Here is a 25,428-nt window from a genome sequence, read left to right on the forward strand (position 1 = left end):
TTTAAGCTGACATTTTTAATTTTACATTTTTAATTTTCAATTCCTACTTACTGCCTCTAATTCACAGCTTCTTGTTCCATAGCGCTTTGGTGATTGGACGATCGAATTCGCTCCAGCACTTGGTTGTCAATAGCCTCCTTCGCCAAACGAATGGCATTAAAAATCGAGCCAGCTTGAGACGAACCGTGGCTGATAATGCAAACTCCAGCAACGCCCAATAGCAAACCGCCGCCGTGTTCAACGTGGTCTACCCGCTGCTTAAATCCTTGCAAGCTTTTTTGCAGCAGAGGATCGTTAATTTGATGTTGGAGTCCTTTGACTAATTCTTCCTTCAGCACTTGCACGACGACTTCGCCCACCGCTTCGGCAAACTTCAACAACACGTTGCCGACAAATCCGTCGCAGACAATCACGTCGAATTTCCCCGACAGCACGTCGCGGCCTTCGGCATTGCCCACAAAAGGAATGTTCGGATTGTCCACCAATAACTGGTGAGTCCGCACTGCCGCGTCGTTGCCTTTTGAAGGTTCTTCGCCAATGTTGAGCAGGCCGATTTTAGGTTCAGCGACGCCCAGCACGCACTGGCTGTAAATAGTTCCCATAAGAGCGAACTGCTCCAAAAATTTGGGGCGGCAGTCCACATTAGCGCCGACATCGAGAATGAGTACAGAGGTGCCCGCTACCATTGTCGGTAAAACCGCACCGATCGCAGGGCGATCGATTCCGGGGAGCCTCCCCAACCTCAGCAGGGCAGCAGCCATTGCCGCGCCGGAGTGACCGGCGGACACCACAGCATCAGCTTGCTGCTGCTTTACCAAGTTCATCGCTACGTTAATCGAAGCGTTGGGCTTGCGTTTGAGGGCACTCAAAGGTTCTTCGTGCATTTCCACCGCTCCTTCAGAAGGAACGATTTCTAGCTGACCTGTAGAGACGCGGCCGATCGCGTCTTGTTGCCGGAGCGAGTCTTCTATTTGCTGCGGGTCGCCCACGAGCAAAATCTCTACGCCTAATTCTTCTTGTGCCTTAAGCGCTCCAGCTACAACTTCGGCGGGGGCATGATCCCCGCCCATAGCGTCTATTGCAATTCTTGCGCGTGTCGATCCCATTGACCAATGTTTGAGAAACACTAAAAATTCTACCAGGAAGTCAGGAGCGTGAATCCAGAAGTCTGAATAAAGAACTAAAATCCGCTCGCAACGGCGATCGGACAATTCTCATTTCCGACTACTCTGATAGAACTTGTTTTGTCACTACTTTACTATTTTTGACTGCAAATTGAAAAAATCAATGCAATAGTTTACATGACTTTAGGAGTAAAAAATGCTGGATTTATTTAGCTCAGGGATGATGTCTCTGTGGCTGGACATGGCTGGGGTAGGCACTGCCGCGCCTAATGCTGCGTCAGTGCTGGCTTGGCGGGGAGGGATACCCGGGTTAGTGGTGGCCGAAGATTTGGCTTTTGGGAGAATAAATGTGGCAAATCCAGACTTGCCCGCAGAAGCGACGGTGCGAGAATATTTAAAAGAGTTAAAAGACAAGAACCTGATTGATGGGAATCAGGGAATTTGGGTGCAAGCGGGAATGGTGCCGCTGGTAAATCAGCAGGGGACAGTGCTGATGCCTGGGGCTTCTCTGACTAAGATTGCGACTTCTCTGGCGTCACTGGAGACTTGGGGCGCGGATTATCAGTTTGAAACGCGGTTCCGGGGAACGGGGCCGATTAGGAATGGTGTATTGCAGGGAGATTTGGTGGTCAGCGGCGGGGGCGATCCGCTGTTTGTGTGGGAGGAGGCGATCGCCGTTGGTAATGCTCTCAATCAAATGGGTATCGAACGTGTGGCGGGGAATTTGGTGGTGACAGGCAATTTCCGCATGAATTACCAGTCCGATCCTTTGGTGGCGGGGGACATACTGCGGCAAGCCCTCGACGGGAGCAGTTGGCCACAGGAGGTGGTGGCAATGTATTCTAAGATGGCTCCGGGAACTAGAAAGCCGCAAGTAACGGTTGCCGGCAGCGTCATTGCTGAGAAATTTGTGAGTTCGGGGCATTTGCTACTGAAACGCCGATCGCTTCCTTTAGCCGAAATTCTCAAGCAGATGAACGTCCACAGCGATAATGAAATAGCTCAGATGCTGGCCGACGATTTGGGCGGGGCAAAAATAGTGCAGCAGCAAGCGACTTGGGCTGCGGGGGTGCCGGAGGAGGAACTTCAATTAGTTAACGGTTCGGGATTGGGAGTGGAAAATCAGATGTCTCCGAGGGCGGCTTGTGGGATGATGCAGGCGATCGGGCGTAACCTTCAGACGACTGGGCTAACAGTTGCTGACTTGTTTCCGGTGTCTGGGCGCGATAAAGGAACTTTGGAACACCGACACATTCCGCCATCGGCTGTGGTGAAAACTGGTACTTTAGACACGGTGATTGCTTTGGCTGGAGCCATACCCACGCGCGATCGGGGTTTAGTTTGGTTTGCAATTATTAATCGCGGTACCGATTGGGACGCTTTGAGGGCGCAGCAGGATATATTTTTGCAAAAATTGGTGCAGCAGTGGGGAAGTGCATCGATTTTGCCACTAGCAATTACACCGCACATTGACGGCGCTAGACCTGCCTTGGGGGCAGCAAATCGTAGTGATATTTTGGTGGGAGGTTAAGAAATAGGGGTTGAGTTGGAGTTCGGGGAAGGAGCGCTGACAAAATAGCTTAGAATTGGAACAAGACTATTGTGCAAGAAGATGATCAAACTGCGATTGAAGAGATACGGGAAAAAACGAGAGACAAGCTACCGGATTGTAGCGATGAACAGTTCTACTCGCCGCGACGGCCGTCCCCTAGAAGAGCTCGGCTATTACAACCCCAGAAATAACGAAACCAGGCTGGATGTTCCAGCGATTGTCAAGCGCCTGCAAGAAGGCGCTCAGCCAACTGACACCGTGCGTGACATCCTGAGAAAAGCCCATGTATTTGAACAAGTCGGAGCCGGAGCCAACGTTGAATCCAGCACAGCAACAGTCAGCTAGTCCCAACTATGCTGGACTGGTTAAGTTTTTAATTGGGCCTTTTTTAGAGACCCCAGGCTCTTTGCGGGTTGATTGCGAACTGCACCCGCGCCAATCGCGGGTCTGGGTTAGGCTTGCTTTTGAAGATCCCGACAAAGGCCGGGTTTACGGTAGGGGCGGACGCAATATTCAGGCAATTAGAACTACGCTCGAAGCAGTGGCGCAGACGGCGGGTCAGTCCCTCTACTTAGATATATACGATGGTGAAGCGGGCGAGCGTGGATCTGGCCCGCCCCGGGGCGATCGCGATCGCCCGGATCGCGACCGCCCGGATCGCGACCGCCCAGAGCGTGGGTCGCGGGAACCACGAGGCGACTTCCGACCCCGGACGCCTCCTCCGTCGCCGAGTCCCTTAGCTAGCAGAACTCCGAGAGAACAACCTCGCCGTACTAACACACCTACGTTTAGAACGAGCAGAAATACTCCCGGTTATTAACTAACTGCATAGCCCAGAAAGAATTTTAGATTTTAGATGGCCTGTTGTAGACTTTGTATTACAAGCCCTGTTTGGTTTGAAATTGCCGGTTTTGCGATCGGAAACAAATGTAAAATTGAAAATTTCAAATGTCAGTGGCATCAGGTTAATCTAAAATCTAAAATTTCAAATCTAAAATCTAAAATTGCCTGACTTAATAGAAGGGAGATTTGATTTGTGCCTCAAGCACCAAACTCATTTGGGAGCTAAATCTAAAAGACGCCTTAGATACTAGGTTTTACCTAGTAACGGGCGTCTTTTTGTTCGCAAATAGTGACTGGTTTAACGTTGATTTGTTAAGTTTTAATTGCTTATTTGGAGGAGCTTATGTTGGCATGAATGAAAAACTAACCATAGAGTTACCGAGCGCTCAAAGCGCAATGTCGCTGGCCGGTAATCAAGAAGAAAACCTGAAAATGATCTCTAAGCAAACCGGTGCTACCCTGGTAATGCGAGGGCAAGAACTGCTGATTTCCGGCACAAAAAGTCAAGTAGAATTGTGTCATAAATTAGTGCGATCGCTCTCCGACTATTGGAAATCCGGCAAAAATATTACCGGAGTTGAAATCCAGACGGCGCGCCAAGCTTTGGATACCAACCGCCAAGGCGATTTACAAGACTTGCAGCGAGACGTTCTCGCCAGAACCCGCCGCGGCGAAGAAATTAGAGCCAAAACCTTCAAGCAGCGGCAATACGTCCAAGCCGTACGCACACACGACCTGACATTTTGCATTGGCCCCGCTGGTACCGGCAAAACATTTCTAGCTGCTATTTTCGCCGTGCAAGCGCTGTTGAGTAAGCAGTACGAACGGCTGATTTTAACAAGGCCAGCCGTGGAAGCTGGCGAAAAATTAGGGTTTTTGCCGGGAGATTTGCAGCAAAAAGTCGATCCATATTTGCGCCCGCTTTACGACGCCCTGCAAGAAATGATCGACCCTGAAAAAATGGCCGATTTAATGGAAAGAGGCTTGATCGAAGTAGCTCCTTTAGCTTATATGCGGGGACGCACTCTCAGCAATGCTTTCGTAATTTTGGACGAAGCTCAAAATACGACGCCAGCTCAGATGAAAATGGTGCTGACTCGTCTGGGCTTTCGATCGAGAATGGTTGTAACGGGCGATATCACTCAAACAGATTTGCCGCCCAACCAACAGTCGGGATTGTCAGTTGCCCAAAATATTCTGCGTAACGTTGAGGGCATTGCTTTCTGTGAATTTTCTCAGGCGGATGTGGTACGACATCCGCTAGTGCAGCGGATTGTCGCTGCTTACGAACTGCACGAAACATGAAGGAAGAAGGAAGGATGAAGGCTTTAGTTATCTACGAGAGAAGGAAAGCTTTAGTTATCTAGGAGAGAAGGGAGAAGGAAGAATTATCCTTTTTTCTCTACTTCCTTTTCCTAATTCCCAACTACCATTTTCTTCTTATCGATTTAATCCCAAATTCACAATCCACAATCCAAAATTGATATGACTGCGACTCTGAAAGAATTCTTGGAAGCTTGCGAACCATTGGGAACGCTGCGTTTAATCGTGACTAGCAGCGCGGCTGTGCTGGAAGTGCGCGGTTCAATTCACAAGCTGTTTTATGCGGAGTTGCCGAAGGGTAAATATGCCAATATGCACGCCGATATATTTGAGTTTCACTTGAATATGGACAAAATCAAACAGGTGAAGTTTGAAACTGGCGAGGCGAAAAGAGGCAATTTTACTACTTATGCAATCCGTTTTCTGGACGAACAAAATGATGCTGCTTTGAGCGCGTTTTTGCAGTGGGGAAAGCCGGGGGAATACGAACCGGGACAGGTGGAAAACTGGCACCAATTGAAGGAGAAATACGGAGATGTGTGGGAACCAGCACCTGTTGAGGCGCTTTAAAACATAGGCTTTTCCACCTTTAAATTGCATACTGGGGGCGGGAGAGCCTGCCCAACCCCTACTCCCCACAAGCAGAACATTTATTTTTGTGCAACAGGCATCTTGCCTGTTTGTGAAAAGGGTAGAAAATATGATGTTTAACTGATTTGTTGTCTAATTTTTGAATTAATGAACCACAGAGGACGCAAAGAACGCCCAGAAGAGAGAAAGAAGATAAAAAAATATAAGGTTAGTTGTTTGAATGTAATGTGGTATGAAGGGAATTTGGAGTTTTTGTCTGGTTTTGGCGGTACTGCTGTGGGGTGGCGTTGCCAGAGCGGGGGTTTTGGGCGATCGCATATCAAGTTTTCCCAATTGGGAAAGCAAGCCTCCTATCGCTGTAGCTAAGGGAGATTTGGTATATCCCGACTGGATGGCGGGGAATTGGAATGTTGCTAGCACTTTGGTAGACTTAGCCGCTCCTTTAGCGCCAAATATTGTCACGCCAGGGTTTGAAAGCAACCGCCAGTATTTGCAGCAGCCGGTATTATTTAAAGTGCGATTTCAACCGGAAAAAAATATTGGTTTTATTTATAAAAATACATCTAAAAAAGCTACAAAGATTGTAGCCGATCGCACTTTTAACGGTTTGAACATTGCCAAGGCTTATTTAGGCGATGGTGGCGTACTTTCGGTGAAAGTCGATCCGACCAATCCCAACCGCCAAATTACTGTTTTGAAAGGGGAACGCCAACTGATTTCGATTGTTACCAGTCGGGGAACTGAGACGCCGAATCCTCGCGAGTTTGTGTCTACAGAGATTTCTCAGCAGATTTTTCGGGGAGAGTCTGATATTTATTTAAACGAGGTGGAAACTACAACGGCTTATCAAGTTGTTGAAGGCAGGAAAAATGGCGATTCTGCGAGTAAAAGAATTGAGGCGGATCAGGTGACAGCGATTTATTTGTCGCCGCAAGACCCGGATTATTTTGCTGCTGGGGGGCATCCTGTGGCTTTGTATCGATATCGGTTGGAGTTATTGCCGGGAGAATAAGCTAACAATAACGACAAAAATTATTGAGATAGTTATAGAGTTCGCGAAATAACGGACATTTTTTTTGAACTTCATTGGGATCAATTTCTCTCAAGAGCAAAGGAGTATGTAATCCTTTAGAAAAGCGTGCTTTATCGCGATCGACTTCATCTTGAACACTTGACTCAATTAAAGCGTCTGATAGTTTTTCGAGACAGCAATCTCTTTGAGAATCATATTCACTAAATGATTCGGGATTCTCAAAAGAAACTTTTTTTTCTGTACTCAGCCACCAACACATACGTTTATGTCTGGCTCTAAAATCTGAATGTTTAGCTATTGAATTATTCCAATCAGCAATAATCCAAGCTTCGATTTCCGGCGCGGCAAACCCAACAAATTTTTCGATGGCAGCACATTGTGGTATTTTTGATATCTCTGACAATATTTTTAATTTTTGTGTCTCAGAATCGCGACAATCCAAATCGTCAAAAACTAAAATTAGGTCGCATTTATTTGGTTCTGCTTTTAAGGCGCCCGGCAATTCTTGCTTGATTTGGTCGATTAAGCTTTTACCTGTTCTTCCATAACTACTTGCTTTATTAGGTTTAGGGCCAGGTTTGTCACGAACTGGTGTTTTTCGTTCAAATTTACACCCAGGAAAAGTTTTGTCTAAAAAAGGAAATAATCCTCTAACCTCAGCTTCACCGCCTCCAGAGTAAACCCACACTACCACGGCCATCCTCCAATACTTGGATCGCCAACACGGTATAAGTCGCCTAATTGCCATCCCTCTTCAAGTTTTTGCTCCAGCATTTCTTTTGAAAGAGATTTGACTGAGAAATGCGTTCTATTTTCGGAATAAAAACAAAGAACATTCTCTACACAATCAGTAAAGTGATCTAAAAGGTCGGGACTATGTGTGGTAATAATTATCTGAGTTTTTGTCGCAGCTTTTTTAATCCAGTCAGCTAAAATTGGCATCCAGGATACGTGCAATCCTAATTCCGGTTCATCAATAACTATCAAAGAAGGAGGAAGTGGAGAATGTAAAATAGTTGCCCAACAAAGCATCCTCACAGTTCCATCTGACATTTCATTAAGGTAAAATCCATCTTTGATACCTTCAAAATACCATTCTACAGTAAGAGATAGGCGACCAGAACGTACAGGTTTAAGGCGACGAGTTTTGGGTAATATCGACTTCATCGCTTCGTTAAGGCTATCTTCAAAATCGATATTTTGGCTTAAATTCTCCAAAACTAACGGCAGATTATCTCCCGATGCAGATAGGTAAATATCACTTCCACCTATTTTAGGCTCGACGGTTCTAATTAAATTCAAATTCATGTTATTGGCATTATAAAATTGCCATTTTGAAATAAATTCAATTAATTCTCTTCTAATTTTGTAAACAGGTGTAGTTTCTGGGGGCGATTGACTATTTTCAAGCAGTGTCGGAATTGTCAACAAACCAAAAGAATTTGTAGGAATGTTATCTAAAGGTTCAAAATGAGTTGACTCTTGGCCCACAGAGTTGTAAACCGATAAAACTCCTTGCCCTAATTCTCTGTTATGGAATTTATAGTAATAGAAAGGTTGCCTGCTGGAAGTTTCCTGCAAATCTTCTCCACCATATAGATATTCTTCAGAGATGCTCGCTCTTACTTTTTGTCGATCGGTATAAAGTTTGAAATCCAGAATTGCGCTGTCTTTTTGAAGATTACCAGTTTGGTTAATTTGCGAAAAACAGCAAGCTATACTGACCTTTGCCGGACTTTCAACATTGACATCTAAGATTTTATCACCGCCAAATTTAGAAACAGCATCCTCAAAACTACTCACGCCGCGATTTTCGTCGGGAATAGCTATTAGGCAATCTTTTAAAAATTTTAAACAACTGATGAAATTGCTTTTGCCTGAACCGTTTGAGCCGATAAATATATTAAGGCTGTTTAAATTTACAGATGGAGCTAAGTGTAGATTTTTATAATTCTTGGTTGTCAAAAATCGAATAATTGGTTGATTCATACGAGCACTAGGGTTATACTTCAGAAAGTTAGGGCAGGCAAGATGCCTACCCTAAAAAGGTAAAAAAATATTTTTTTACCTTTTAACTCTCGATTTTGGATTAGCCGTTACTGAACAAACTTCTTGAATGCCAGTGTCACGTTGTGACCGCCAAATCCAAAGGAATTCGACAGCGCCACATCAACTTTTAGATCGCGGCTTGTATGAGGAACATAATCCAAATCGCACTCAGGATCGGGATTTTCCAGATTAATTGTCGGCGGGATTTTGTCATTGGCGATCGACATTACCGTCGCCACCGCCTCAATTCCCCCAGAACCGCCCAAAAGATGGCCGGTCATCGACTTGGTAGAACTAATTGCTATTTTGTAAGCATGGTCTCCCAAAGCCTTTTTAATCGCTTTCGTTTCCGTAGAATCGTTGGGAAGCGTGCTCGTGCCGTGAGCGTTGATATAGCTCACTTGATCCGGCGTCAAACCCGCATCCTTGAGCGCTAAAGCCATCGCCCGCGAGGCACCTTCCCCCCCCGGTACCGGAGAAGTCATGTGATACGCATCGCAAGTTGAACCGTAGCCGACGATTTCTGCGTAAATCTTCGCGCCACGCGCCAGAGCGTGTTCCATTTCTTCTAGAATCAGAACGCCAGCACCTTCGCCGACGACAAAACCATCACGATCACGATCGAACGGACGAGAAGCATGAGTCGGGTCATCGTTGCGAGTCGAAAGCGCCCTCGCCGCAGCAAAACCCGCCACGCACAAAGGTGTCACCGCAGCTTCCGTACCGCCGCAAATCATGGCTTGCGCGTAACCCCCCTGAACTAAGCGAAACGCATCGCCCACCGCATTTGACCCGGCAGCGCAGGCCGTCACCGTACAAGAGTTTGGCCCCTTAGCACCCGTGTGAATCGCCGTCAGCCCCGCGGCCATATTCGCAATCATCATGGGAATCATAAACGGGCTGCATCGATCGGGGCCGCGAGTTAGATAGATCTCTTGCTGCTCTTCCAAAACCTTCAGGCCACCAATGCCAGTGCCAAGAATGACACCCACCTGTTCTGCGTTCAGGTCGTTAATCTCAAACTTCGCATCAGCAATCGCTTGTTTGCTCGCTGACACCCCAAATTGAGCAAAGCGATCCATGCGCTTTGCTTCCTTGCGCTCTAAATAGTCGTGTGGGTCGAAACCCTTCACCTCTGCGGCAAAGCGGCAGTCGTGCCGCGACGGGTCGAATAAGGTGATCGGGCCTATACCATTCTTCCCGGCAAGCAACCCGTCCCAATATTCGGACAAGGTATTGCCGATCGGTGTAATCGCGCCGAGACCCGTGATAACAACGCGCTTACGCTCTAAATTTGTCATGATTTCAGTTTCAAAAAATTAAACACCCAGAACGCAGAACAAAAGAGGAGTTTCCAGTTTTCTAACTTCTCTCCTCTTAGGGGAAAAGACAGGTATTTTATGCTTTTGGAGCTGCAAGTTTGCTGCTGATGAAATCTACAGAAGCTTGAACCGTAGTAATTCCTTCGGCTGCTTCGTCGGGAATTTCAATATCAAACTCTTCTTCCAAGGCCATGACCAGCTCTACAGTATCTAAGGAATCTGCTCCTAAATCGTTAGCAAAGTTGGCTTCGGGCTTGACTTCGCTCTTATCGACTTCCAGTTGCTCTGCCACAATTTTCTGGACTCTAGCAAAAATGTCGTCTTGGCTCATAACATCGTGTCCTCATTGGTTGCTGCGTATCTAATCTTATCCGAAAGGGGGATCTGCAGGAGAAAGCCTGGCCGCTTTTCTAAGTGACACGGGTCAGCGACAATTGGGACACGGACGATCGCAGCAACTCTGGGACTAAGGCAAAAAAAACCCCCATAGCCCAAAATCAATCATCTCGTTTAGGCACCTGATAACCTTGAGGAACCGGATTTTTGGTCGATGGTGCGTCAGTCATCAACTAAAAATGCTTGAGAAAAGCTGACAATTAGCTCCTAGCTAGGCGGTGATACGTTAATTATAAAGAGGGAAAACTAAGCAGGAAGCCTCCCGACTTCGATGGCTCAAGTTTCTTTTCCCGAACCTTGTGTCCCCAGCAGAAACGACTATGCCATCCCAAACTCTCAGATATGCTTACTTTCCCGGTTGCGTTGCCCAAGGGGCGGCCCGCGAACTTTACTTGTCTACAATGGCGCTAACTCAAGCGTTGGGGATTGAACTGGTGGAACTAAAGAAAGCTTCCTGCTGCGGTTCTGGCACTTTCAAGGAAGATTCGCAGTTACTGGAAGATACTGTCAACGCTCGCAATATTGCGTTGGCTGAGGAACTGAATCTGCCTTTGCTGACGCATTGCAGCACTTGTCAAGGAGTAATCGGTCATGTGGACGATCGCCTCAAGGAATCTCAAAAAACCGATCCCAACTACATAGAAAAAGTCAACGGTTTACTAAAAAAACAAGGCTGTTCGCCTTATCAAGGCAGTACCGAGGTGAAACATCTGTTGTGGGCGATCGTTGCAGATTACGGGCTCGACGAGGTGCACAAGCGAGTCACCCGGAAGCTTTCGGGCTTGAAGTGCGCGTCTTTTTACGGATGCTACCTGCTGCGAGCTCAGGATAAGCTGCTTTACGATGACCCGCACCAACCGGAATCGATGGAAAATGTATTTCGGGCGATCGGGGCAACTCCGGTTTACTATCGAGGGCGGACGCAGTGCTGCGGCTGGCCGTTGGCGAGTTATGCCACTAACCAATCTTTTCAGATGGCAGGCAAACATATTCAAGATGCTCTTGACAATGGCGCTGATTGTATGGTAACGCCTTGTCCTCTCTGTCATTTAAATTTGGATTCGCGGCAGCCGGAGGTGGAAAAAGTAATCGGGCGCAAGTTGGGTTTGCCCGTGTTGCATTTGTCGCAATTGGTGGCTTTAGCTTTGGGTGTGGAGCCAAAAAAACTAGGACTCGATCGACATATTGTTTCAACTAAGCCCGTGTTAGAAAAATTAGGCTTTTAGTCGATCGATTTGCACAGATTTGTAGTAAAGAAGTCCGTCCTTGATAACTCCGCTTTAAGGACGGACGTGTTCAGTAACAACATACTTTGATAAGACTCCCAGCGTGAATAACTGTGAAGTTTTGTCGCTTTTTCGCGAAGTGCTTCCAGGCACTGCGGTAGACTAACCTTTAATTCTCTGTGCAGGCTATAGCGGTGTCACCTCGCCGTCAAATCTGTTAATTCGCAGAGCTAGCAAATTTTTAGTGACTCGTTGGGAGCCTTTATTCAATGTCTCATTCAGTCAAAATTTACGATACCTGCATCGGCTGCACTCAGTGCGTCCGCGCTTGTCCGACTGACGTTTTGGAGATGGTGCCCTGGGATGGCTGCAAAGCAGCTCAGATTGCCTCCTCTCCCCGCACAGCAGACTGTGTAGGCTGCAAGCGTTGCGAAACTGCTTGCCCCACCGATTTTCTGAGCATCCGGGTTTACCTGGGAGCAGAAACCACTCGCAGTATGGGTCTAGCTTACTAAAAATCGATCGACACGCCGATCGAATTACGGGCACAAGAGAGGGGGCAATTTAATCGCCCCCTCTTTTTTTGTCGCGGAATCTGCATTCTGGGGCCCGAAGAAGGTAAAAATGATAAAACTTGAGTTTTATTGCGATCGCTAAGCAGGAGTAGTACGTTAAATGTGCGGAATCGTTGGCTATATCGGCACGCAAGCAGCAAGCGAGATTTTGCTAGCAGGATTGGAGAAACTAGAATACCGGGGCTACGATTCAGCGGGCCTCGCTACCATCTCCGAAGGAGAAATTACCTGCATCCGAGCAAAGGGCAAATTGCACAACCTCCGGGAAAAGCTAGCAGAGATAGACTCCCCGGCTCCCATCGGCATCGGGCACACCCGCTGGGCAACTCACGGCAAACCCGAGGAATATAACGCTCACCCTCACCGAGATAATAGCGGGCGAGTTGCGGTAGTTCAAAATGGAATAGTCGAAAATTATCGCGAGTTGCGCGAAGAATTGAAAGCGAAGGGGCATAAATTTGTCTCGGATACGGATACAGAAGTTATTCCTCATTTAATAGCTGAATTTTTGAAAGAAGCAAGAAGCCAGAAGCAAGAAAGAAAAGATAAAAAAGCAGAGGAAATTGCTGATACATCGTTTTTGGAAACAGTTTTAAAGGCGGTAAATAAATTAGAAGGAGCCTTTGCAATCGCCGTTATCTGTGCAGATTATCCAGACGAACTAATTGTCGCCAGACAGCAAGCTCCTTTGGTGATTGGCTTTGGTGCAGGCGAATTTTTCTGCGCTTCCGACACGCCGGCCTTAGTATCTTACACCCGCACTGTTTTGTCCTTGGAAAATGGCGAATTGGCAAGGCTAACTCCGATGGGAGTCGAAGTTTACAGCTTTGCAGGGGAAAGGCTGAAAAAAAGCCCGCGCATCCTTGGTTGGAGTCCGGTTTTAGTCGAAAAACAAGGCTTCAAACATTTCATGCACAAGGAGATTTACGAACAGCCAGCCGTAGTCCGAGCTTGTCTGGAGGCTTATTTAGACAGCGATTGGCAGCCGGGAAATCCGCGCTCTCCCATCAATCTCAACTTGCCCAAGGAACTTTGCGCCGATGTCGAACAAATTTCAATTCTCGCCTGCGGAACGAGCTGGCACGCCTCGCTAATTGGCAAATATTTGTTGGAACAATTAGCTAATATTCCCACTGCGGTGCAGTACGCTTCTGAGTACCGCTACGCCCCCCCACCGCTGACAGCAAATACTTTAACTATTGGGGTAACACAGTCGGGAGAAACGGCGGACACGCTGGCTGCTTTGGGGATGGAACAGCAGCGCCGCGCGGCTTCTACCGATAAATTCCGGGCGAGAATGTTAGGCATTACTAACAGGACTGAAAGTTCGATCGCCCACATGATGCCGCACGTGATCAATACCCACGCCGGTATAGAAGTCGGCGTTGCTGCCACTAAAACTTTTGTCACTCAGTTGATGGCATTCTATTTCTTAGCTTTGGATTTGGCGCACCAGCGGCAAACAATCAGCAGCGAGAGATTGGCAGAAATTCTTGCAGGTTTGCGGCAGTTGCCAACAGAAATTGAGAAGTTTTTGGAGATTCAAGAACAGTATGTGGAGGAATTGTCCCACCAGTTTACAGAAACCCAAGATTTTATCTTTTTGGGGCGGGGAATTAACTTTCCCATTGCTTTGGAAGGGGCGCTGAAACTGAAGGAAATCAGCTACATTCACGCCGAAGGATATCCGGCGGGAGAGATGAAACATGGCCCGATCGCCCTTTTGGATGCGAAAGTGCCTGTAGTGGCGATCGCCATGCCAGGAAGCGTCTACGAAAAAGTGCTTTCCAACGCTCAAGAAGCGAAGGCGCGCGACGCCCGTTTAATTGGTGTTACGCCGAAGCAAGGTGTGGCGGAAGCCGATATTTTTGACCACATTTTGCCGGTGCCTTTGGTGGATGAATTGTTGTCACCGATTGTGACAGTGATTCCGCTGCAATTATTGGCTTATCACATTGCAGCCCGTCGGGGTTTGGATGTGGATCAGCCACGAAATTTGGCGAAGTCGGTGACGGTAGAATAAAAGAATTCAATTGGCAGTTAACTTGTATTCTGAAAATAAAGTTGTACACTACCTCAAACTCCTTACTGACTAAAGGTTTTGGTATCTGGTGTACAACTTTAGTCGCAAAACTTTGCACCAGACATCAAAGCTTTCGAGGGTTTTCAGTGTACAACTTTATTTTGCATATACATAACTGTTGACAGTTAACTGTTGACTGTTGACTGTTGACTGTTAGCAGTTGTTATTGGTTATTTGTTATTTGTTATCAATAACCTTCCAGGCTCTGCCTCCAATGCGCGATCGTCTATTCCCTCTGGCTGACTCCCCAAATTGCGGCTAACAGCAACCAGCTTGTAGTATTGAGTCGAAAATCAAACAGCGTCACATCTACAGTGTTAAAAAGCGTACAGGCGGCGAAGGCTAATAAATAACTGAAAAAAATTAGGCGATCTGCCGCTCTTGCATCTTCATAAGCAACCTGACTTGTGATAGAAACTAGAGATTTTCTATGGATAAATAAAGCATTTTTCGCTACTTCCTGTGTGGCTATTTTTTCCGGTTTAATATCCCCAGGAAAAAGCGGCCAATTCGCCAGCAGCAAAACACCCCTAGCCAAAACCCCGCCGACTAAACTACACAACAGAAGCGTTGCCGGTATTCCCGTTTCCGCAGTCAACATCAGTATCAAACTGTGAGGATGACCAAGCCATTGTTGCATTTGAGCTTGATAGAGAGGCGTAAAATTTCGCAGTCCCCAACCAGTCCAAGGACGCTGCTGAGTCATAGACCAAGCAAATTCCCACTGAGTAGTTCTCAAAGTAGCAGTCGGCCGATTTGGGAACATTTCGTCGGTGAGTCTAGCCCAAAAGAAAGCCGGAACAATTCTTCGTAAAGATTGCCGCAGTGGTTCCGGGCCAAAGGCAGACAAAAAAATTGTGCTAGCCACACTCAAAACAGCAGCTAATAATTTTTTATAACCCGCATAAAATGCAAAAGCCAAAACTGCCATAACTGCCAGTCCCCAAGCATTGCGAGAATTAGTAAAAATCAAAGCAACAGCATTTCCGATCACTGCACAACTTAAAAATAGGAATTGGGCATTGGGCATTGGGCATTGGGCATTGGGCATTGGTAAGTGGTGACGACTGACAACTGCCAACTGACAACTGACTTCTTCCATCCACAGTCCCAGTGCTAAAATAAAAGCAATTGTCAGATAGCAAGCTAAAATATTTGCGTACATAAACACAGAAGCCATGCGGCCGGGGGGATTGCCTTGGGGTTCGAGTACCCAGCCAAAAACAGGCTGCAATTGATTGATGCCGCTCCAACCTAAAAATTGCTGTCCCAGACCTAAAATTATCACCGGAATTGAACTAATTACAATCATCCAAGATAATTGTCGCAATTGAGCAGAAGTTTGAATTAAACTGCTGAAAGCGGCAAACAATATAAAGAACGGCAAGAAATTGTACAACCCTACAAAAGCCTCAATGCGGTTGTGGGCAAAGACCGCTGTGATGACTAGCAGCCCGCTCAGAATTGCGAATCCTCGATTCAACGGGCGGCGACTAATTTGACGGAACTTTTGCTGGCAAGTGCCGGCCAATCCCAGGAATAAACCTAAAGCTCCCAAAATCGGAATTAAGGGAAAAATCAGCATCCCCACTTGGGCGAAATTCCAAGGGATTTGCAGGCGGGGATCTGGATGTTTTTGGAGGCGAGACTTGAGATTTTCGGCTGTCTGTTTGGCAGCTAATTTCAACCGATTTTTGATATTCACCCACACTCCCAATCTCAAATCTAAAATCTACAATCTACCATCGTTAAGCTAGTTCCCAAACGCATTCCGATCGCGTCAGGCGAATTTGAGCTAAGGCAAAAATGGTCGGGATAATGCGGCCGTAGTTCGTGGAAATCGATCGCCAACCTAAATCCGCGAAAAACCAAGTCCACATCATCGGGCCGAGCAACGAAAATACGCTCCGCGTCGCACCGTAACGAGCCGCACTCACAGCCATACCGCGCCGCGCCGTCTGAATTGCGACATAATTTTGAAACTGGGTTGCTGCGGTTGCAGTGCCTGCAAGCACTCCTTGTTTGGCCATTTGATAGGTGGCAAAATGCAGCGCAAATTGATTGGCCATTAGTTTGAGCAGGACTGGTTTTAAGATGGAACTCACAGCTAAAGCGCTGCCGCCTTTGAACAGCAAACCGAGCGGGTCTTTTTCTGCAGAAATTGGCAGGGGTTCTGAGAGTTTAGAATCAACGATCGCTCGCTGTACGCGCACTGTCAGCGCTTGCTGTTCATCTGCCGGTAAACGCTTCCACGCGCGGCCCATTAAGTGCAGAAATACTTCTGCCTCTAAGTCGGTGGTTGACAACTGTCTGGGATAAGGGATTTTGAGATAGCGACAAACTTGAATTAGTGCTTGTCTGTAAGTTACTTGTTCGGTTCGCCCTCGGAGTACCGTCAGCCCGTCGGCTGCAAGATAGCGAAACCGCTGCTCTACGGCGTCTAGCCAGGCTTGGCGATCGCGACTTTGTACATCTATCGGTGCGGGGGTTTGCACGTAATCTAAAGGGTTAAACTTGCGGCTGAACAGAAGTTCTGTTAGTTGCTGCAATTCTTCTTCTGTTGTCAATTCGAGTGCTGCTCTGAGTTCGTCCAAAATTTTGCCCTCCCCTATTCGATTTTAGATTGTAGATTTTAGATTTTAGATTGCTGCTGATTGACAACCATGAGGATTTAGGATTTACCTACAGTGGCATTTTTTGATCTGGTCTTAATCATGGATTCGTGCTGTCCTTTATTCTACTACTTGGTGCAGGGCGATGGCGTCGGGCCCCGCAAGCTACGGCTCTTTTGAGTCATCGGTAAGGTACAAATTCAGCTCGCAGCCTTTAAGCTGATGTTTAGATTCACAAGGCTGACTGATTGATTATGTTTGATGTTGCGGTGATTGGTGCGGGTATGGCGGGGCTGAGTTGCGCTCAACGGTTGCGTCAAGCTGGTTATTCTGTGGCTGTTGTTGAGAAATCTCGCGGCGCGGGGGGACGAGTCGCTACCCGCCGCGTACAGGGTACTAGAGCCGATCACGGCGCGCGGTATCTGGAACTGCAGGGGGATGCGGTGCAGGGGTTAATTGAGGCTTTGGTCGATCGGGATATCCTCAAACTCTGGACTGATAGTGTCGGGGAATTCAGACAGGGAAAACTTTCTGCTATTGCTAGTTCTTGTTATGTCGCACCTGCAGGTATGAATGCTATCGGTAAGTATCTGGCTGAGGATTTAGAGATTTGGTTTGGCCGCCGCGTACAAGCTATTTCTACTACAGATAACCAAATGTGGCATCTTTCCCTAGAAGTTACTGATGACAATTTACAGACGCCTCAAGAATTGATTGCTAAGGCTGTTGTAGTAGCAATTCCGGCTCCTCAAGCTTTAATGTTTTTGAATTCGGAAATTGGTTTTAAACCTGATTTTCTTGACAAATTGCGTTCTGTGGATTATGACCCTTGCATTACGGTTATGGCTGGCTATTCTGCAGCAGAACAGCAAGATTTAAGCAATCTAAATCCGCAGTGGAAATCTGTTTCTTTTCCCGATAATTCTGATTTAGCTTGGGTTGGTTTGGACAGCAGCAAACGGCTCGATCCGCTACAGCCAGTGTTTGTGGTTCACAGCAGCGCAATTTTTGCAGAACGCTATTTAGAAGCTGCTGATTTGGAAACTGCCGGTCAGGAATTGCTTTCGAGAGCTTCAGAATATTTAATCCCTTGGCTGAAGCAGCCAGAATGGTTGCAGGTTCACCGCTGGCGCTATGCTTTTTGTCGAAATCCTTTGCGTGTTTCTTGTTTGCCTGCTGGGGGAAATTTGCCGCTGGTTTGTGCGGGGGATTTGTGCGGGGAAGGTCAAATAGAGGGTGCTTTGCGATCGGGTTTGGCGGCGGCTAATTGGGTGAATTCTCAGTTGCAGCATTTGCCCTTAGATTCAAGCCTAAATTGGTAATATGGCTACCGTTAATGTATCGATTTTGCCTCTAACGCTATGATTGCCATCCCCTCTGGGTTTAGCCCGGAAGATTACCTTCCCCTCGAACGTGATAATACCGTCCGACATGAATATCGGCGCGGTTTGGTGTACGGGAGGGCGGGAGGTAGTGATGACCACCGCCGTCTCTGTATTAATTTTATAACTGGGATTAACCTTCACCTGCGCGATATAGTTATAAAAAATCCATCTAATGACTTAGAAAAAAATGGAAAAATGGTGTAAAATCCCACTTTTCCAAATTTTTATTTTTGTGCTGTTTCCTGCTGTTTTGACTCTTGTTCTTGCATATGCAATAACTCGGGAACTGTTACGAAAATGTACCCTTCATTTCTCAATCGAGCAATAATATCCGGCAAAGCTTTTACAGTTCTCGCTCGATTGCCGCCGCCGTCGTGCAGCAGCACAATGCCGCCGGAATTTGCCTGCCTCATCACGTTGTCTATCAAAGATTCCGTAAGAGTTCGCCAATCAAAAGAATCAGCAGACCACATCACAACTGCATAATTTTTCTTTTGAGCATAAGTGGCCAATCCATTGTTTAAAATGCCTCCAGGCGGGCGGAACATCGATGTTTGGACGCCGGTCAACTCCTCAATTAAGGATGAAGTGCGATCGATCTCGCGAGCGGCACCGTCTTCGTTATACTGAAGGTATTCATGGTTCCAAGTGTGATTGCCGATCGCGTGACCGGCTGCTACGACCTGTTGGCCAATTTCGGGAGAATTTTTCAGGTATTTTCCTACCCAGAAGAATGTAGCCTTAATATTATTTTCCTTGAGAATATCTAGGATTTGTGTAGTTGTTTTCGGCCAGGGGCCGTCGTCAAATGTCAGGGCGATCGCCTTGTGCTGGGAATCGAGTTTCGCGTGACGAATGGTTGTACCTTGAAACTGCGACGGTACGGCTGATTGAAATCGGATTGCCTGCACTTGGGCTAGAGCCTGTTGGGAAAATTCTACTCGATTGGCGATCGCCTCGGAGAACTTATTAATATTGGACATCGGCTGTTGTTCTTGGGACTGGGATACGGCCAAGACTTGCGCCTGAATCGGTTGCAAGGGCTGATTGGCCCGCAAGAAGTTAATCGGCCATGTCACACCCAGCAAAAAACTTCCTGTGGCTGCCATAAAAGCAACGATGAAAGTTTTTCGCCGCCTCCACAGCAGTTTCAATTTTGTCACGTCATTCTCTCCTTCACACCTTGCACAGTTAATTTGAGATTTTATGTTTATATCAAGTTAATCCACTTAAGAGGATAATCTTAAATTGGACTGTTCCTAAAAATGCTACTGGAAATAACCGATCGCGGGGAAGTCCGTCCGGATAAAAAAATTTAAGATTTGTGTGCGAGAAATCCCCTAACCCATAAAAACGTCGGATGGTTGAACTTTTTCCCCAGCCAGGGGACGGCGCTCAAGTCGGATTCATGGCACGATATTCTTAGGGACTCAGCCCGCATCAGCCCGCGTCCCTACCTGACACTGCAAGATGTGAGTTTAACCTGAGACGTTGCACTATTGTTAATAAGCCTTTTAAGGGCGGGTTAGAATATCCCACCCCACAAGAAAATTTAGTCTTTGTGGGATAGACCGGAAAGCCTATTAAGCGAGAATGGTGCAAGATGTGAGTTTAACCGGATTTGATATGAGGGCGATCGCGCGCCCCCAGGCTCGTAAAATTAACTTTTAGGGCCGATTCTCTCTTTGTACAAGCCGACAATCCGATCGATAACTTCAGCAACAGTCAGATTGTCTGTTTGAATTTCCACAGCATCCGCCGCTTTACGCAAAGGTGCAACCTCGCGGGTGCTGTCCTTTTCGTCCCGTAGGGCGATGTCTTGTTCCAATTGCGCCAAGCTAGTATTAGCCCGATCGGTATCTTTAAGTTCTAACAGCCGCCTGCGCGATCGCTCTTGTACCGAAGCCGTCAAAAAAATCTTCAGTTCCGCATCGGGAAACACGTTAGTGCCGATATCGCGGCCTTCTGCTATAATTCCGCCTTTTGTGCCGCAGCGCCGCTGTTCCTCCACCAGAAACTGCCGCACGGCGGGAATCGCCGCCATTTCCGAGACGCGGGAGGTCACTTCCAAACTGCGAATTGCCTCGGTTACGTCTTCGCCGTTAATCTTCAACATCTTTGATGCGGGATCGAGGTTGTATTCCAAATAACTGGAACTGATTAATTCGGCGATCGCGCATTCGTCGGAAATCGGCGTGTCTGTTTTCAATGCCAGCCAAGTCAGCGCCCGATACATCGCACCGGTATCCAGATAAAACAAGTTCAAAGCAGTTGCGGCAAGGCGAGTTACGGTAGATTTGCCTGCTCCCGCCGGGCCGTCGATCGCCACAATGGGCCGACGATTCCTGAGAATTATATTGTCAATCAAACGAGTAGAGCCAACTCTGGCGGCCACGGCTAAAAGTCCCGCTGTTTCCACAACTTGCAAGGGCGTTAAAGTGTCGGGATCGACGAGTTCGGCGTATTCGAGATCGACTGCGGGTTCTTGTGCGACTGCTGCGTGGGCTGCTGCGAGTGCGGCTGCTGCCGTGCGAGCCCCTGAAGAAAAAGTTTCCGAGGCTTGTTGCAGCGCGCGGTAGAGTACGGAGGCTTGCTGTTTTTGCTCTACTGTTAAATACAGATTGCGAGAACTCATTGCCAGTCCCGACTCTTCGCGGACGATCGGACAAGCGACAATCTCTACAGGCAAATTAAAATCAAAGACCAGCTTCCGAATAATTGCTAGCTGCTGGGCGTCTTTTTGACCGAAATAAGCTTTTGTCGGCTGCACCAAACTCAAAAGTTTAGTAACAATTGCCGCGACGCCCTGAAAATGACCGGGCCTTGCTTTGCCGCACAAAACCGATGTCATCGCCGGTGGCGGGACTACTTGAGTTAAGGATGAAAGGTGAATCTCTATCTGTTTTTGGGCGGTTTGCTCTGTTTCTGCGCCGACTGCTTGGTTGCCGAACATTTCGGTTGCTGAGGGAGCAAATATGGCATCAACCCCAGCTTGTTCGCACAACAGCCGATCTTGCTCGAAATTCCGAGGATAATCTTGAAAATCTTCTGTCGGCCCAAATTGCAGCGGGTTGACAAAAATGCTGACCAGGGCGATCGCATTTTCTTGCCTTGCCCGCTGGATCAAGCTCATATGCCCTGCGTGCAAAGCTCCCATCGTCGGCACCAAACCGACTGTCAAATGAGGTGCAGCAGACTTTTGTAAATTTAAGTAGCAGCGAAGTGCTGCAATGGTAGTAAACAGGCGCACCGGTAGAATCTCCTGAAGGCATTCGGCAGAATACAGAGTTTATTTGTCAGAATTTGTTCGACTTGACATCTTGCATCCTCCTCCAGAACAGGTAAGATGCCTCTCTACAAAGAATGGTGCAAGATGTCAGTTTTATTCTACTTTCTGCCTTCTACACTTCGGATAACTTTTGTATTCTGCCTTAGACTACCGTTCAGCGTTCAACTTTTGTTGGCTGCGGCGGTTCGATCACTTCGATTTCCACTCTCGCAACGCCGCTACTCATCATTCCCAGCACGCTGGCGGCGCCGGCGGACAAGTCAATGACCCGATCGCCGACATAGGGGCCGCGGTCATTAATGCGGACGACTACGGTGCGGCCGTTGTCGAGATTTCTCACCATGACTCTAGTTCCGAATGGCAAGTGGCGGTGGGCTGCGGTCAAATCATTTTGGTTGAAACGCTCGCCGCTGGCGCTGAGGTTGCCGTCAAATCCCGGGCCGTACCAGGAAGCCCAGCCGCTGAGGCGCACTTGAACTGGGCCCAGAGACAGTATGGGGGGTTCTGGTTGGGGTTTGCCTGCGACTTCTTCCAGGGGTGGGGCGTTGCCCAGAAGCCGGCGGAGGCGATTGGTTGCTTGCAGGGCGTCTCGGCTAAAGTCGCTGGTGGTGTCGGGGAGGATTGTTTCGGCGTTGATGTTTACCAAGTCCTCGCCGTTTGCTTGGATAATGTAGCGATCGCCTTTTTCCCACTTAACGGTAATGCTGTTGGGATCGATGTTGTTGCGGGCTAGCTGGTTGAGTCTTGCTGCTAAGGTTGATGCCCGCCAAACTGAATCGGGTTCTTGGTTGTTGGAGTTGCTGGCAATGTTTCCGACTTTGGGATTTTCTCTGGCGCCCGTTACTTTCGACGGACTGCTAGCACCGGCTTGGCTGTTGCCAGCTTCTCCCATTTTCGTGTTTGTTTCCGGATTGGCGTTCAGAAAGGTGATGACTGGAATGTTTCGCACGTAGACTGTCGCTGCTTGTCGCCCGTCTAACTCGTGGGGCTGGATTTTGGCGATCGAGTCTCGGGCAATTTCAGCTCTTGCTTGATACTGATACTGTCCGACTTTTTGCGCTTCGACCCGACTCGCGTTTAACTGCCGGGACGGTTGGGTGGCAATTACTTGCTCGGAAACCGGAGAGTTTTGGTTGTCGGCACCTGTTGCTTGTGCGTGACAAGAGGATGCCGTTCCTACCACAGGAACTAACAGGATAGCGAGTAGACCACCAACAAATTTTTCCTTCATACGTCCATTTTTGTGAATAGCCATTGCCAACCGAGATTGGAGGATTGGCCATTTGGCGGCGGGCGTCAAGGATTTCTCTCTTGCCCTTCGCCATTCCCCCGTGAGTCAAAGCAAAGTATCGGGGTGCGTTTTTGCTTTAATGCTTCCGCCCCAAAAAAAATTGGCGGAAACTTCCCTGACACTTGACAACTCGTACTCGATCCGCAATTTGTGTTTTGTTCACGAACTGCAACAGACTACCACAAACTTTTGCGGTTGGGGATCGCTGCGATCGCGATTTTCACCAAATCTTCATCAAATTTTCTCCAAACCCTCTATCATAAAATCCTTTAGTTACAGTGCTTACAGCCGTTTCAGTTATTCCTGAAAAATTTACAAAAATTTACAAAAATTTAGTGTCTGTTGTGGGCTGCCGAATGGCTAGTGTGAAAAAAGCTGTTTGTCAACTGTTATGGCCATAAACTAAAAATTAGAAATCGATTTGGCGGACTTATGGATTATCGAGAAGCAGGTGTGGATGTTGAAGCGGGCAGAGCTTTTGTCTCGCGCATCGGGAGTATGGTCAAGAGCACGCACCGATCGGGAGTTTTGGGCGGATTCGGCGGGTTTAGCGGGTTTTTCAGCGTTCCGGAGGGTTTAAAAGAGCCGATTATGGTTTCGGGTACTGACGGCGTTGGGACTAAGTTGAAATTGGCCCACAATCTCGATCGGCACGACACGGTAGGTATCGACTTGGTGGCGATGTGCGTCAACGACGTGCTGACATCCGGGGCCGAACCCCTCTTTTTTCTCGATTATTTAGCGACCGGAAAGTTAAATCCCGAACAATTAGCTGCGGTGGTGGCCGGGATAGCTAACGGGTGCAAGCAAGCGGGCTGTGCTTTGTTGGGCGGGGAAACGGCAGAAATGCCCGGTTTTTACCAACCGGGAGAGTACGATTTAGCTGGTTTTTGCGTGGGAATTGTCGAAAAGAGCAAATTGTTGGACGGTTCGCAGGTGCGGGTAGGAGATGTGGCTGTGGGGCTGGCAAGTTCGGGCGTGCACAGCAACGGTTTTAGTTTGGTGAGAAAAATTGCGGGCGATCGGGGTTTTGACTGGAATTCCCAACCCGAAAAGTTAGGTGGCAAAAGTTTAGGAGAAGTGCTGCTAACTCCGACTACAATTTATGTTAAACCAGTCCTCGAAGCAATTAAGAGTGGTTTAGATATTCACGGCATGGCTCACATTACGGGCGGCGGTTTGCCGGAAAATTTGCCCCGCTGTTTAGGCGCAAATCAATCTGTGAAAATTGACAGCAATAGCTGGCCAAATTTGCCAATTTTCCAGTGGATTGCTGAAGCTGGCCAAGTTGCCACAGCAGATATGTTCAATACCTTTAATATGGGGATTGGGTTTGTGCTGTTGCTCGAGCGCACAGAAGTCGATCGGGCTGTTAAATGGTTTGAATCTCAAGGAATTGGTGCTTGGGCGATGGGGGAAGTGATTGAGGGGAAAGGAGAATTGATAATGGATAATGGGTAATGGGTAATTAGTAAGAAGCAATCGCAGGGGCTGAAGATTGCTTCGCTTTGCTTTGTGCAATAACAGACAATCTCACTCTGCATTCATCTGTGTATATCTGCGGTTAAATTTATACTTTTGAAAGTAAACGCAGAGGACGCAGAGAAGACAGAGCAAGAAAGAGAAAAAAAATCACAACAGATGACTTGTTGCTACAATTTTAAATAAAATTGAAATAAGCTCTTGTGCCTTTAAATAAGATATAATTCAAAATTATTTCCGTGAATTAGTGTAAAATTTTCCGCCAACGTTTAAATTAATTGAAGAGCTATACTATTTATTACATCGGCTCTGAAATGAAGGTCACTTAATTCTTAAAGGAAAAAAATATTAAAAACTAAGGTAATGTTTCTATCACATTTTAAATAAAAAACACCTTATTAGGCTTGTACGTGACTCAAAATTTCCAAAAACTCCTGCACAACTAGATCCGGTTGTTCGCTGCATCGGGTAGCGTCGTAATGTTTGACAAGAAAGATGCCAGAATCTCTCAAAAGCCGCTGGCACATTTCATCTTCTGTTGCGTTTGGATGGGATGATTCACGGTCAATTTTCAGCATCCCTAGCTTGTTTTGGTGGAAGATCAGAAAGTCAGCTTCTTGGTTTTGTCTCCCTGCGGGTGTTGCGAGTCGGAGTTGGGAGTTGGGGATGAAGAGAGTGGAAGTGTGATCGAGTATTTCAGCAATTTTCACTTGTGCGTCGGAGTGAAAGCAAAAACCGTTCCAGTTAATTTCGTTTTCTGAGTCAGATAATTCAGTTTCACTGCCAGCGGTTATTTTTTTATCTAAATCGGTTTGAACATAATCAGCTTCATTCAAGTTTGCGAATAATCTAGCTCCACTTAGGTTTGCTCCGCTGAGATTTGCGCCGCTGAGATTAACTTCTATTGTCAGATTTCGCTGTAGATTCACTTGACTCCGCCGTAAATATCGCTTTAAGACTGATTTGAGGTTATCTTTTTTGACTTTTTCTTCTAGTGCTTTTGAAAGTAATTTCCAGAGTTTAGCACCAGCATCTTTGATATAATCGTATTCATATTCCGTGCTGGCTGCAATTTCTTTATAAGACCGTCCTTCCCAGGATTGACGAAACACTATCTCTTGAATTTTGTTTAGGCGATCATAGTTGAGGGCTGTTTCTGCGATCTCTATGGCTTCGTCAACTGTCATGTGTTAAAGTCCCTTACTAGCGGAGCGTTAAGGTAGGATTAGTACAGATTGTACCGCAACAGACA

The 25,428-nt window shown here is 47.2% G+C and carries 22 protein-coding genes and 1 pseudogene; 12 read left to right on the forward strand and 11 right to left on the reverse strand.

Features of this window, described 5'->3' with window-relative positions:
* Window positions 1-56: 56 nt before the first annotated feature.
* Window positions 57-1,211 (reverse strand): phosphate acyltransferase PlsX, encoded by a 1,155-nt coding sequence (gene plsX, locus D0A34_09230; GenBank protein UNU19026.1) that lies wholly within the window; start codon window positions 1,209-1,211, stop codon window positions 57-59.
* A 109-nt stretch (window positions 1,212-1,320) separates the two neighbouring features.
* Between plsX and D0A34_09235 the strand changes: the two genes are divergently transcribed.
* From D0A34_09235 to D0A34_09260, 6 genes are all read left to right on the forward strand, one after another.
* Window positions 1,321-2,655, forward strand: coding sequence for a D-alanyl-D-alanine carboxypeptidase (locus tag D0A34_09235; protein UNU19027.1), 1,335 nt, complete (start codon window positions 1,321-1,323; stop codon window positions 2,653-2,655).
* 81 nt (window positions 2,656-2,736) lie between these two features.
* Window positions 2,737-3,021, forward strand: coding sequence for a 30S ribosomal protein S16 (gene rpsP / locus D0A34_09240; protein ID UNU19028.1), 285 nt, complete (start codon window positions 2,737-2,739; stop codon window positions 3,019-3,021).
* A complete protein-coding gene (locus D0A34_09245; protein ID UNU19029.1) occupies window positions 2,960-3,496 on the forward strand; it encodes a KH domain-containing protein in 537 nt (178 codons plus the stop codon). The genes rpsP and D0A34_09245 overlap by 62 nt, the downstream gene beginning before the upstream one ends.
* 374 nt (window positions 3,497-3,870) lie before the next feature.
* Complete coding sequence (locus D0A34_09250; protein ID UNU22229.1) at window positions 3,871-4,824, forward strand: PhoH family protein; 954 nt, start codon at window positions 3,871-3,873, stop codon at window positions 4,822-4,824.
* Window positions 4,825-5,004: 180 nt separating this feature from the next.
* A complete protein-coding gene (locus D0A34_09255) occupies window positions 5,005-5,412 on the forward strand; it encodes a heme utilization protein HuvX (protein UNU19030.1) in 408 nt (135 codons plus the stop codon).
* Between the two features lie 253 nt (window positions 5,413-5,665).
* The gene (locus D0A34_09260) at window positions 5,666-6,445 is read left to right on the forward strand and encodes a hypothetical protein (GenBank protein UNU19031.1); all 780 of its coding nucleotides are present in this window, start codon (window positions 5,666-5,668) and stop codon (window positions 6,443-6,445) included.
* Window position 6,446: 1 nt separating this feature from the next.
* On the opposite strand, the gene D0A34_09265 is transcribed toward D0A34_09260, so the two are convergent.
* The 4 genes from D0A34_09265 to D0A34_09280 all read right to left on the reverse strand — a co-directional run bounded on the left by D0A34_09265 (window position 6,447) and on the right by D0A34_09280 (window position 10,168).
* Window positions 6,447-7,166: a DUF4276 family protein gene (locus D0A34_09265; GenBank protein ID UNU19032.1), complete on the reverse strand. Its 720-nt coding sequence runs from the start codon at window positions 7,164-7,166 to the stop codon at window positions 6,447-6,449.
* Complete coding sequence (locus D0A34_09270; GenBank protein UNU19033.1) at window positions 7,154-8,455, reverse strand: ATPase; 1,302 nt, start codon at window positions 8,453-8,455, stop codon at window positions 7,154-7,156. Before D0A34_09270 ends, D0A34_09265 begins: the two co-directional genes overlap by 13 nt.
* Before the next feature lie 107 nt (window positions 8,456-8,562).
* A complete protein-coding gene (gene fabF, locus D0A34_09275; protein ID UNU19034.1) occupies window positions 8,563-9,816 on the reverse strand; it encodes a beta-ketoacyl-[acyl-carrier-protein] synthase II in 1,254 nt (417 codons plus the stop codon).
* Between the two features lie 97 nt (window positions 9,817-9,913).
* A complete protein-coding gene (locus tag D0A34_09280) occupies window positions 9,914-10,168 on the reverse strand; it encodes an acyl carrier protein (GenBank protein UNU19035.1) in 255 nt (84 codons plus the stop codon).
* Window positions 10,169-10,553: 385 nt separating this feature from the next.
* Between D0A34_09280 and D0A34_09285 the strand changes: the two genes are divergently transcribed.
* From D0A34_09285 to glmS, 3 genes are all read left to right on the forward strand, one after another.
* Window positions 10,554-11,459, forward strand: coding sequence for a heterodisulfide reductase (locus D0A34_09285; GenBank protein ID UNU19036.1), 906 nt, complete (start codon window positions 10,554-10,556; stop codon window positions 11,457-11,459).
* Between the two features lie 269 nt (window positions 11,460-11,728).
* Entirely contained in the window at window positions 11,729-11,974 is a 246-nt protein-coding gene (gene psaC, locus D0A34_09290; GenBank protein ID UNU19037.1) for a photosystem I iron-sulfur center protein PsaC, read from the forward strand.
* 160 nt (window positions 11,975-12,134) lie between these two features.
* Window positions 12,135-14,057 (forward strand): glutamine--fructose-6-phosphate transaminase (isomerizing), encoded by a 1,923-nt coding sequence (gene glmS, locus D0A34_09295; GenBank protein UNU19038.1) that lies wholly within the window; start codon window positions 12,135-12,137, stop codon window positions 14,055-14,057.
* Window positions 14,058-14,343: 286 nt separating this feature from the next.
* Here glmS and D0A34_09300 read toward each other — a convergent pair whose 3' ends face one another.
* Both D0A34_09300 and D0A34_09305 read right to left on the reverse strand, forming a co-directional pair.
* Window positions 14,344-15,822: an O-antigen ligase domain-containing protein gene (locus D0A34_09300; GenBank protein UNU22230.1), complete on the reverse strand. Its 1,479-nt coding sequence runs from the start codon at window positions 15,820-15,822 to the stop codon at window positions 14,344-14,346.
* 43 nt (window positions 15,823-15,865) lie between these two features.
* Window positions 15,866-16,711, reverse strand: a complete 846-nt coding sequence (locus D0A34_09305) for a hypothetical protein (GenBank protein UNU19039.1) — start codon at window positions 16,709-16,711, stop codon at window positions 15,866-15,868.
* Window positions 16,712-16,983: 272 nt separating this feature from the next.
* On the opposite strand from D0A34_09305, the gene D0A34_09310 reads away from it, so the two are divergent.
* Together D0A34_09310 and D0A34_09315 are read left to right on the forward strand one after the other, a co-directional pair.
* On the forward strand, window positions 16,984-18,051 hold the full coding sequence (locus D0A34_09310) for an FAD-dependent oxidoreductase (GenBank protein UNU19040.1): 1,068 nt from the start codon (window positions 16,984-16,986) through the stop codon (window positions 18,049-18,051).
* Between the two features lie 39 nt (window positions 18,052-18,090).
* Window positions 18,091-18,264 (forward strand): annotated as a pseudogene (locus D0A34_09315) (Uma2 family endonuclease).
* Window positions 18,265-18,338: 74 nt separating this feature from the next.
* On the opposite strand, the gene D0A34_09320 reads toward D0A34_09315, so the two are convergent.
* From D0A34_09320 to D0A34_09330, 3 genes are all read right to left on the reverse strand, one after another.
* Window positions 18,339-19,223: a polysaccharide deacetylase family protein gene (locus tag D0A34_09320; GenBank protein UNU22231.1), complete on the reverse strand. Its 885-nt coding sequence runs from the start codon at window positions 19,221-19,223 to the stop codon at window positions 18,339-18,341.
* A gap of 551 nt (window positions 19,224-19,774) precedes the next feature.
* The gene (locus D0A34_09325; GenBank protein UNU19041.1) at window positions 19,775-21,364 is read right to left on the reverse strand and encodes a bifunctional pantoate--beta-alanine ligase/(d)CMP kinase; all 1,590 of its coding nucleotides are present in this window, start codon (window positions 21,362-21,364) and stop codon (window positions 19,775-19,777) included.
* Window positions 21,365-21,557: 193 nt separating this feature from the next.
* Window positions 21,558-22,634 carry a septal ring lytic transglycosylase RlpA family protein gene (locus tag D0A34_09330; GenBank protein UNU19042.1) on the reverse strand — a complete coding sequence of 359 codons (1,077 nt, stop codon included), beginning with the start codon at window positions 22,632-22,634 and terminating at the stop codon, window positions 21,558-21,560.
* 492 nt (window positions 22,635-23,126) lie between these two features.
* On the opposite strand from D0A34_09330, the gene D0A34_09335 reads away from it, so the two are divergent.
* Entirely contained in the window at window positions 23,127-24,155 is a 1,029-nt protein-coding gene (locus tag D0A34_09335) for a phosphoribosylformylglycinamidine cyclo-ligase (GenBank protein UNU19043.1), read from the forward strand.
* 419 nt (window positions 24,156-24,574) lie between these two features.
* Here the strand turns inward: D0A34_09335 and D0A34_09340 are convergent, their stop codons facing one another.
* Window positions 24,575-25,363 carry a hypothetical protein gene (locus D0A34_09340; protein UNU19044.1) on the reverse strand — a complete coding sequence of 263 codons (789 nt, stop codon included), beginning with the start codon at window positions 25,361-25,363 and terminating at the stop codon, window positions 24,575-24,577.
* Between the last annotated feature and the right edge of the window lie 65 nt (window positions 25,364-25,428).

The organism is Microcoleus vaginatus PCC 9802, from assembly GCA_022701275.1.
Taxonomy (GTDB): domain Bacteria; phylum Cyanobacteriota; class Cyanobacteriia; order Cyanobacteriales; family Microcoleaceae; genus Microcoleus; species Microcoleus vaginatus_A.

Coding starts and splice junctions, on each gene's coding strand:
- D0A34_09260 (UNU19031.1), top strand. CDS start 5,666: ATGAAGGGAATTTGGAGTTTTTGTCTGGTTTTGGCGGTACTGCTGTGG.
- D0A34_09265 (UNU19032.1), bottom strand. CDS start 7,166: ATGGCCGTGGTAGTGTGGGTTTACTCTGGAGGCGGTGAAGCTGAGGTT.
- D0A34_09285 (UNU19036.1), top strand. CDS start 10,554: ATGCCATCCCAAACTCTCAGATATGCTTACTTTCCCGGTTGCGTTGCC.
- D0A34_09280 (UNU19035.1), bottom strand. CDS start 10,168: ATGAGCCAAGACGACATTTTTGCTAGAGTCCAGAAAATTGTGGCAGAG.
- D0A34_09335 (UNU19043.1), top strand. CDS start 23,127: ATGGATTATCGAGAAGCAGGTGTGGATGTTGAAGCGGGCAGAGCTTTT.
- D0A34_09310 (UNU19040.1), top strand. CDS start 16,984: ATGTTTGATGTTGCGGTGATTGGTGCGGGTATGGCGGGGCTGAGTTGC.
- glmS (UNU19038.1), top strand. CDS start 12,135: ATGTGCGGAATCGTTGGCTATATCGGCACGCAAGCAGCAAGCGAGATT.
- rpsP (UNU19028.1), top strand. CDS start 2,737: ATGATCAAACTGCGATTGAAGAGATACGGGAAAAAACGAGAGACAAGC.
- D0A34_09270 (UNU19033.1), bottom strand. CDS start 8,455: ATGAATCAACCAATTATTCGATTTTTGACAACCAAGAATTATAAAAAT.
- fabF (UNU19034.1), bottom strand. CDS start 9,816: ATGACAAATTTAGAGCGTAAGCGCGTTGTTATCACGGGTCTCGGCGCG.
- D0A34_09330 (UNU19042.1), bottom strand. CDS start 22,634: ATGAAGGAAAAATTTGTTGGTGGTCTACTCGCTATCCTGTTAGTTCCT.
- D0A34_09245 (UNU19029.1), top strand. CDS start 2,960: ATGTATTTGAACAAGTCGGAGCCGGAGCCAACGTTGAATCCAGCACAG.
- D0A34_09340 (UNU19044.1), bottom strand. CDS start 25,363: ATGACAGTTGACGAAGCCATAGAGATCGCAGAAACAGCCCTCAACTAT.
- D0A34_09250 (UNU22229.1), top strand. CDS start 3,871: ATGAATGAAAAACTAACCATAGAGTTACCGAGCGCTCAAAGCGCAATG.
- D0A34_09320 (UNU22231.1), bottom strand. CDS start 19,223: ATGGCAGCCACAGGAAGTTTTTTGCTGGGTGTGACATGGCCGATTAAC.
- psaC (UNU19037.1), top strand. CDS start 11,729: ATGTCTCATTCAGTCAAAATTTACGATACCTGCATCGGCTGCACTCAG.
- D0A34_09255 (UNU19030.1), top strand. CDS start 5,005: ATGACTGCGACTCTGAAAGAATTCTTGGAAGCTTGCGAACCATTGGGA.
- D0A34_09235 (UNU19027.1), top strand. CDS start 1,321: ATGCTGGATTTATTTAGCTCAGGGATGATGTCTCTGTGGCTGGACATG.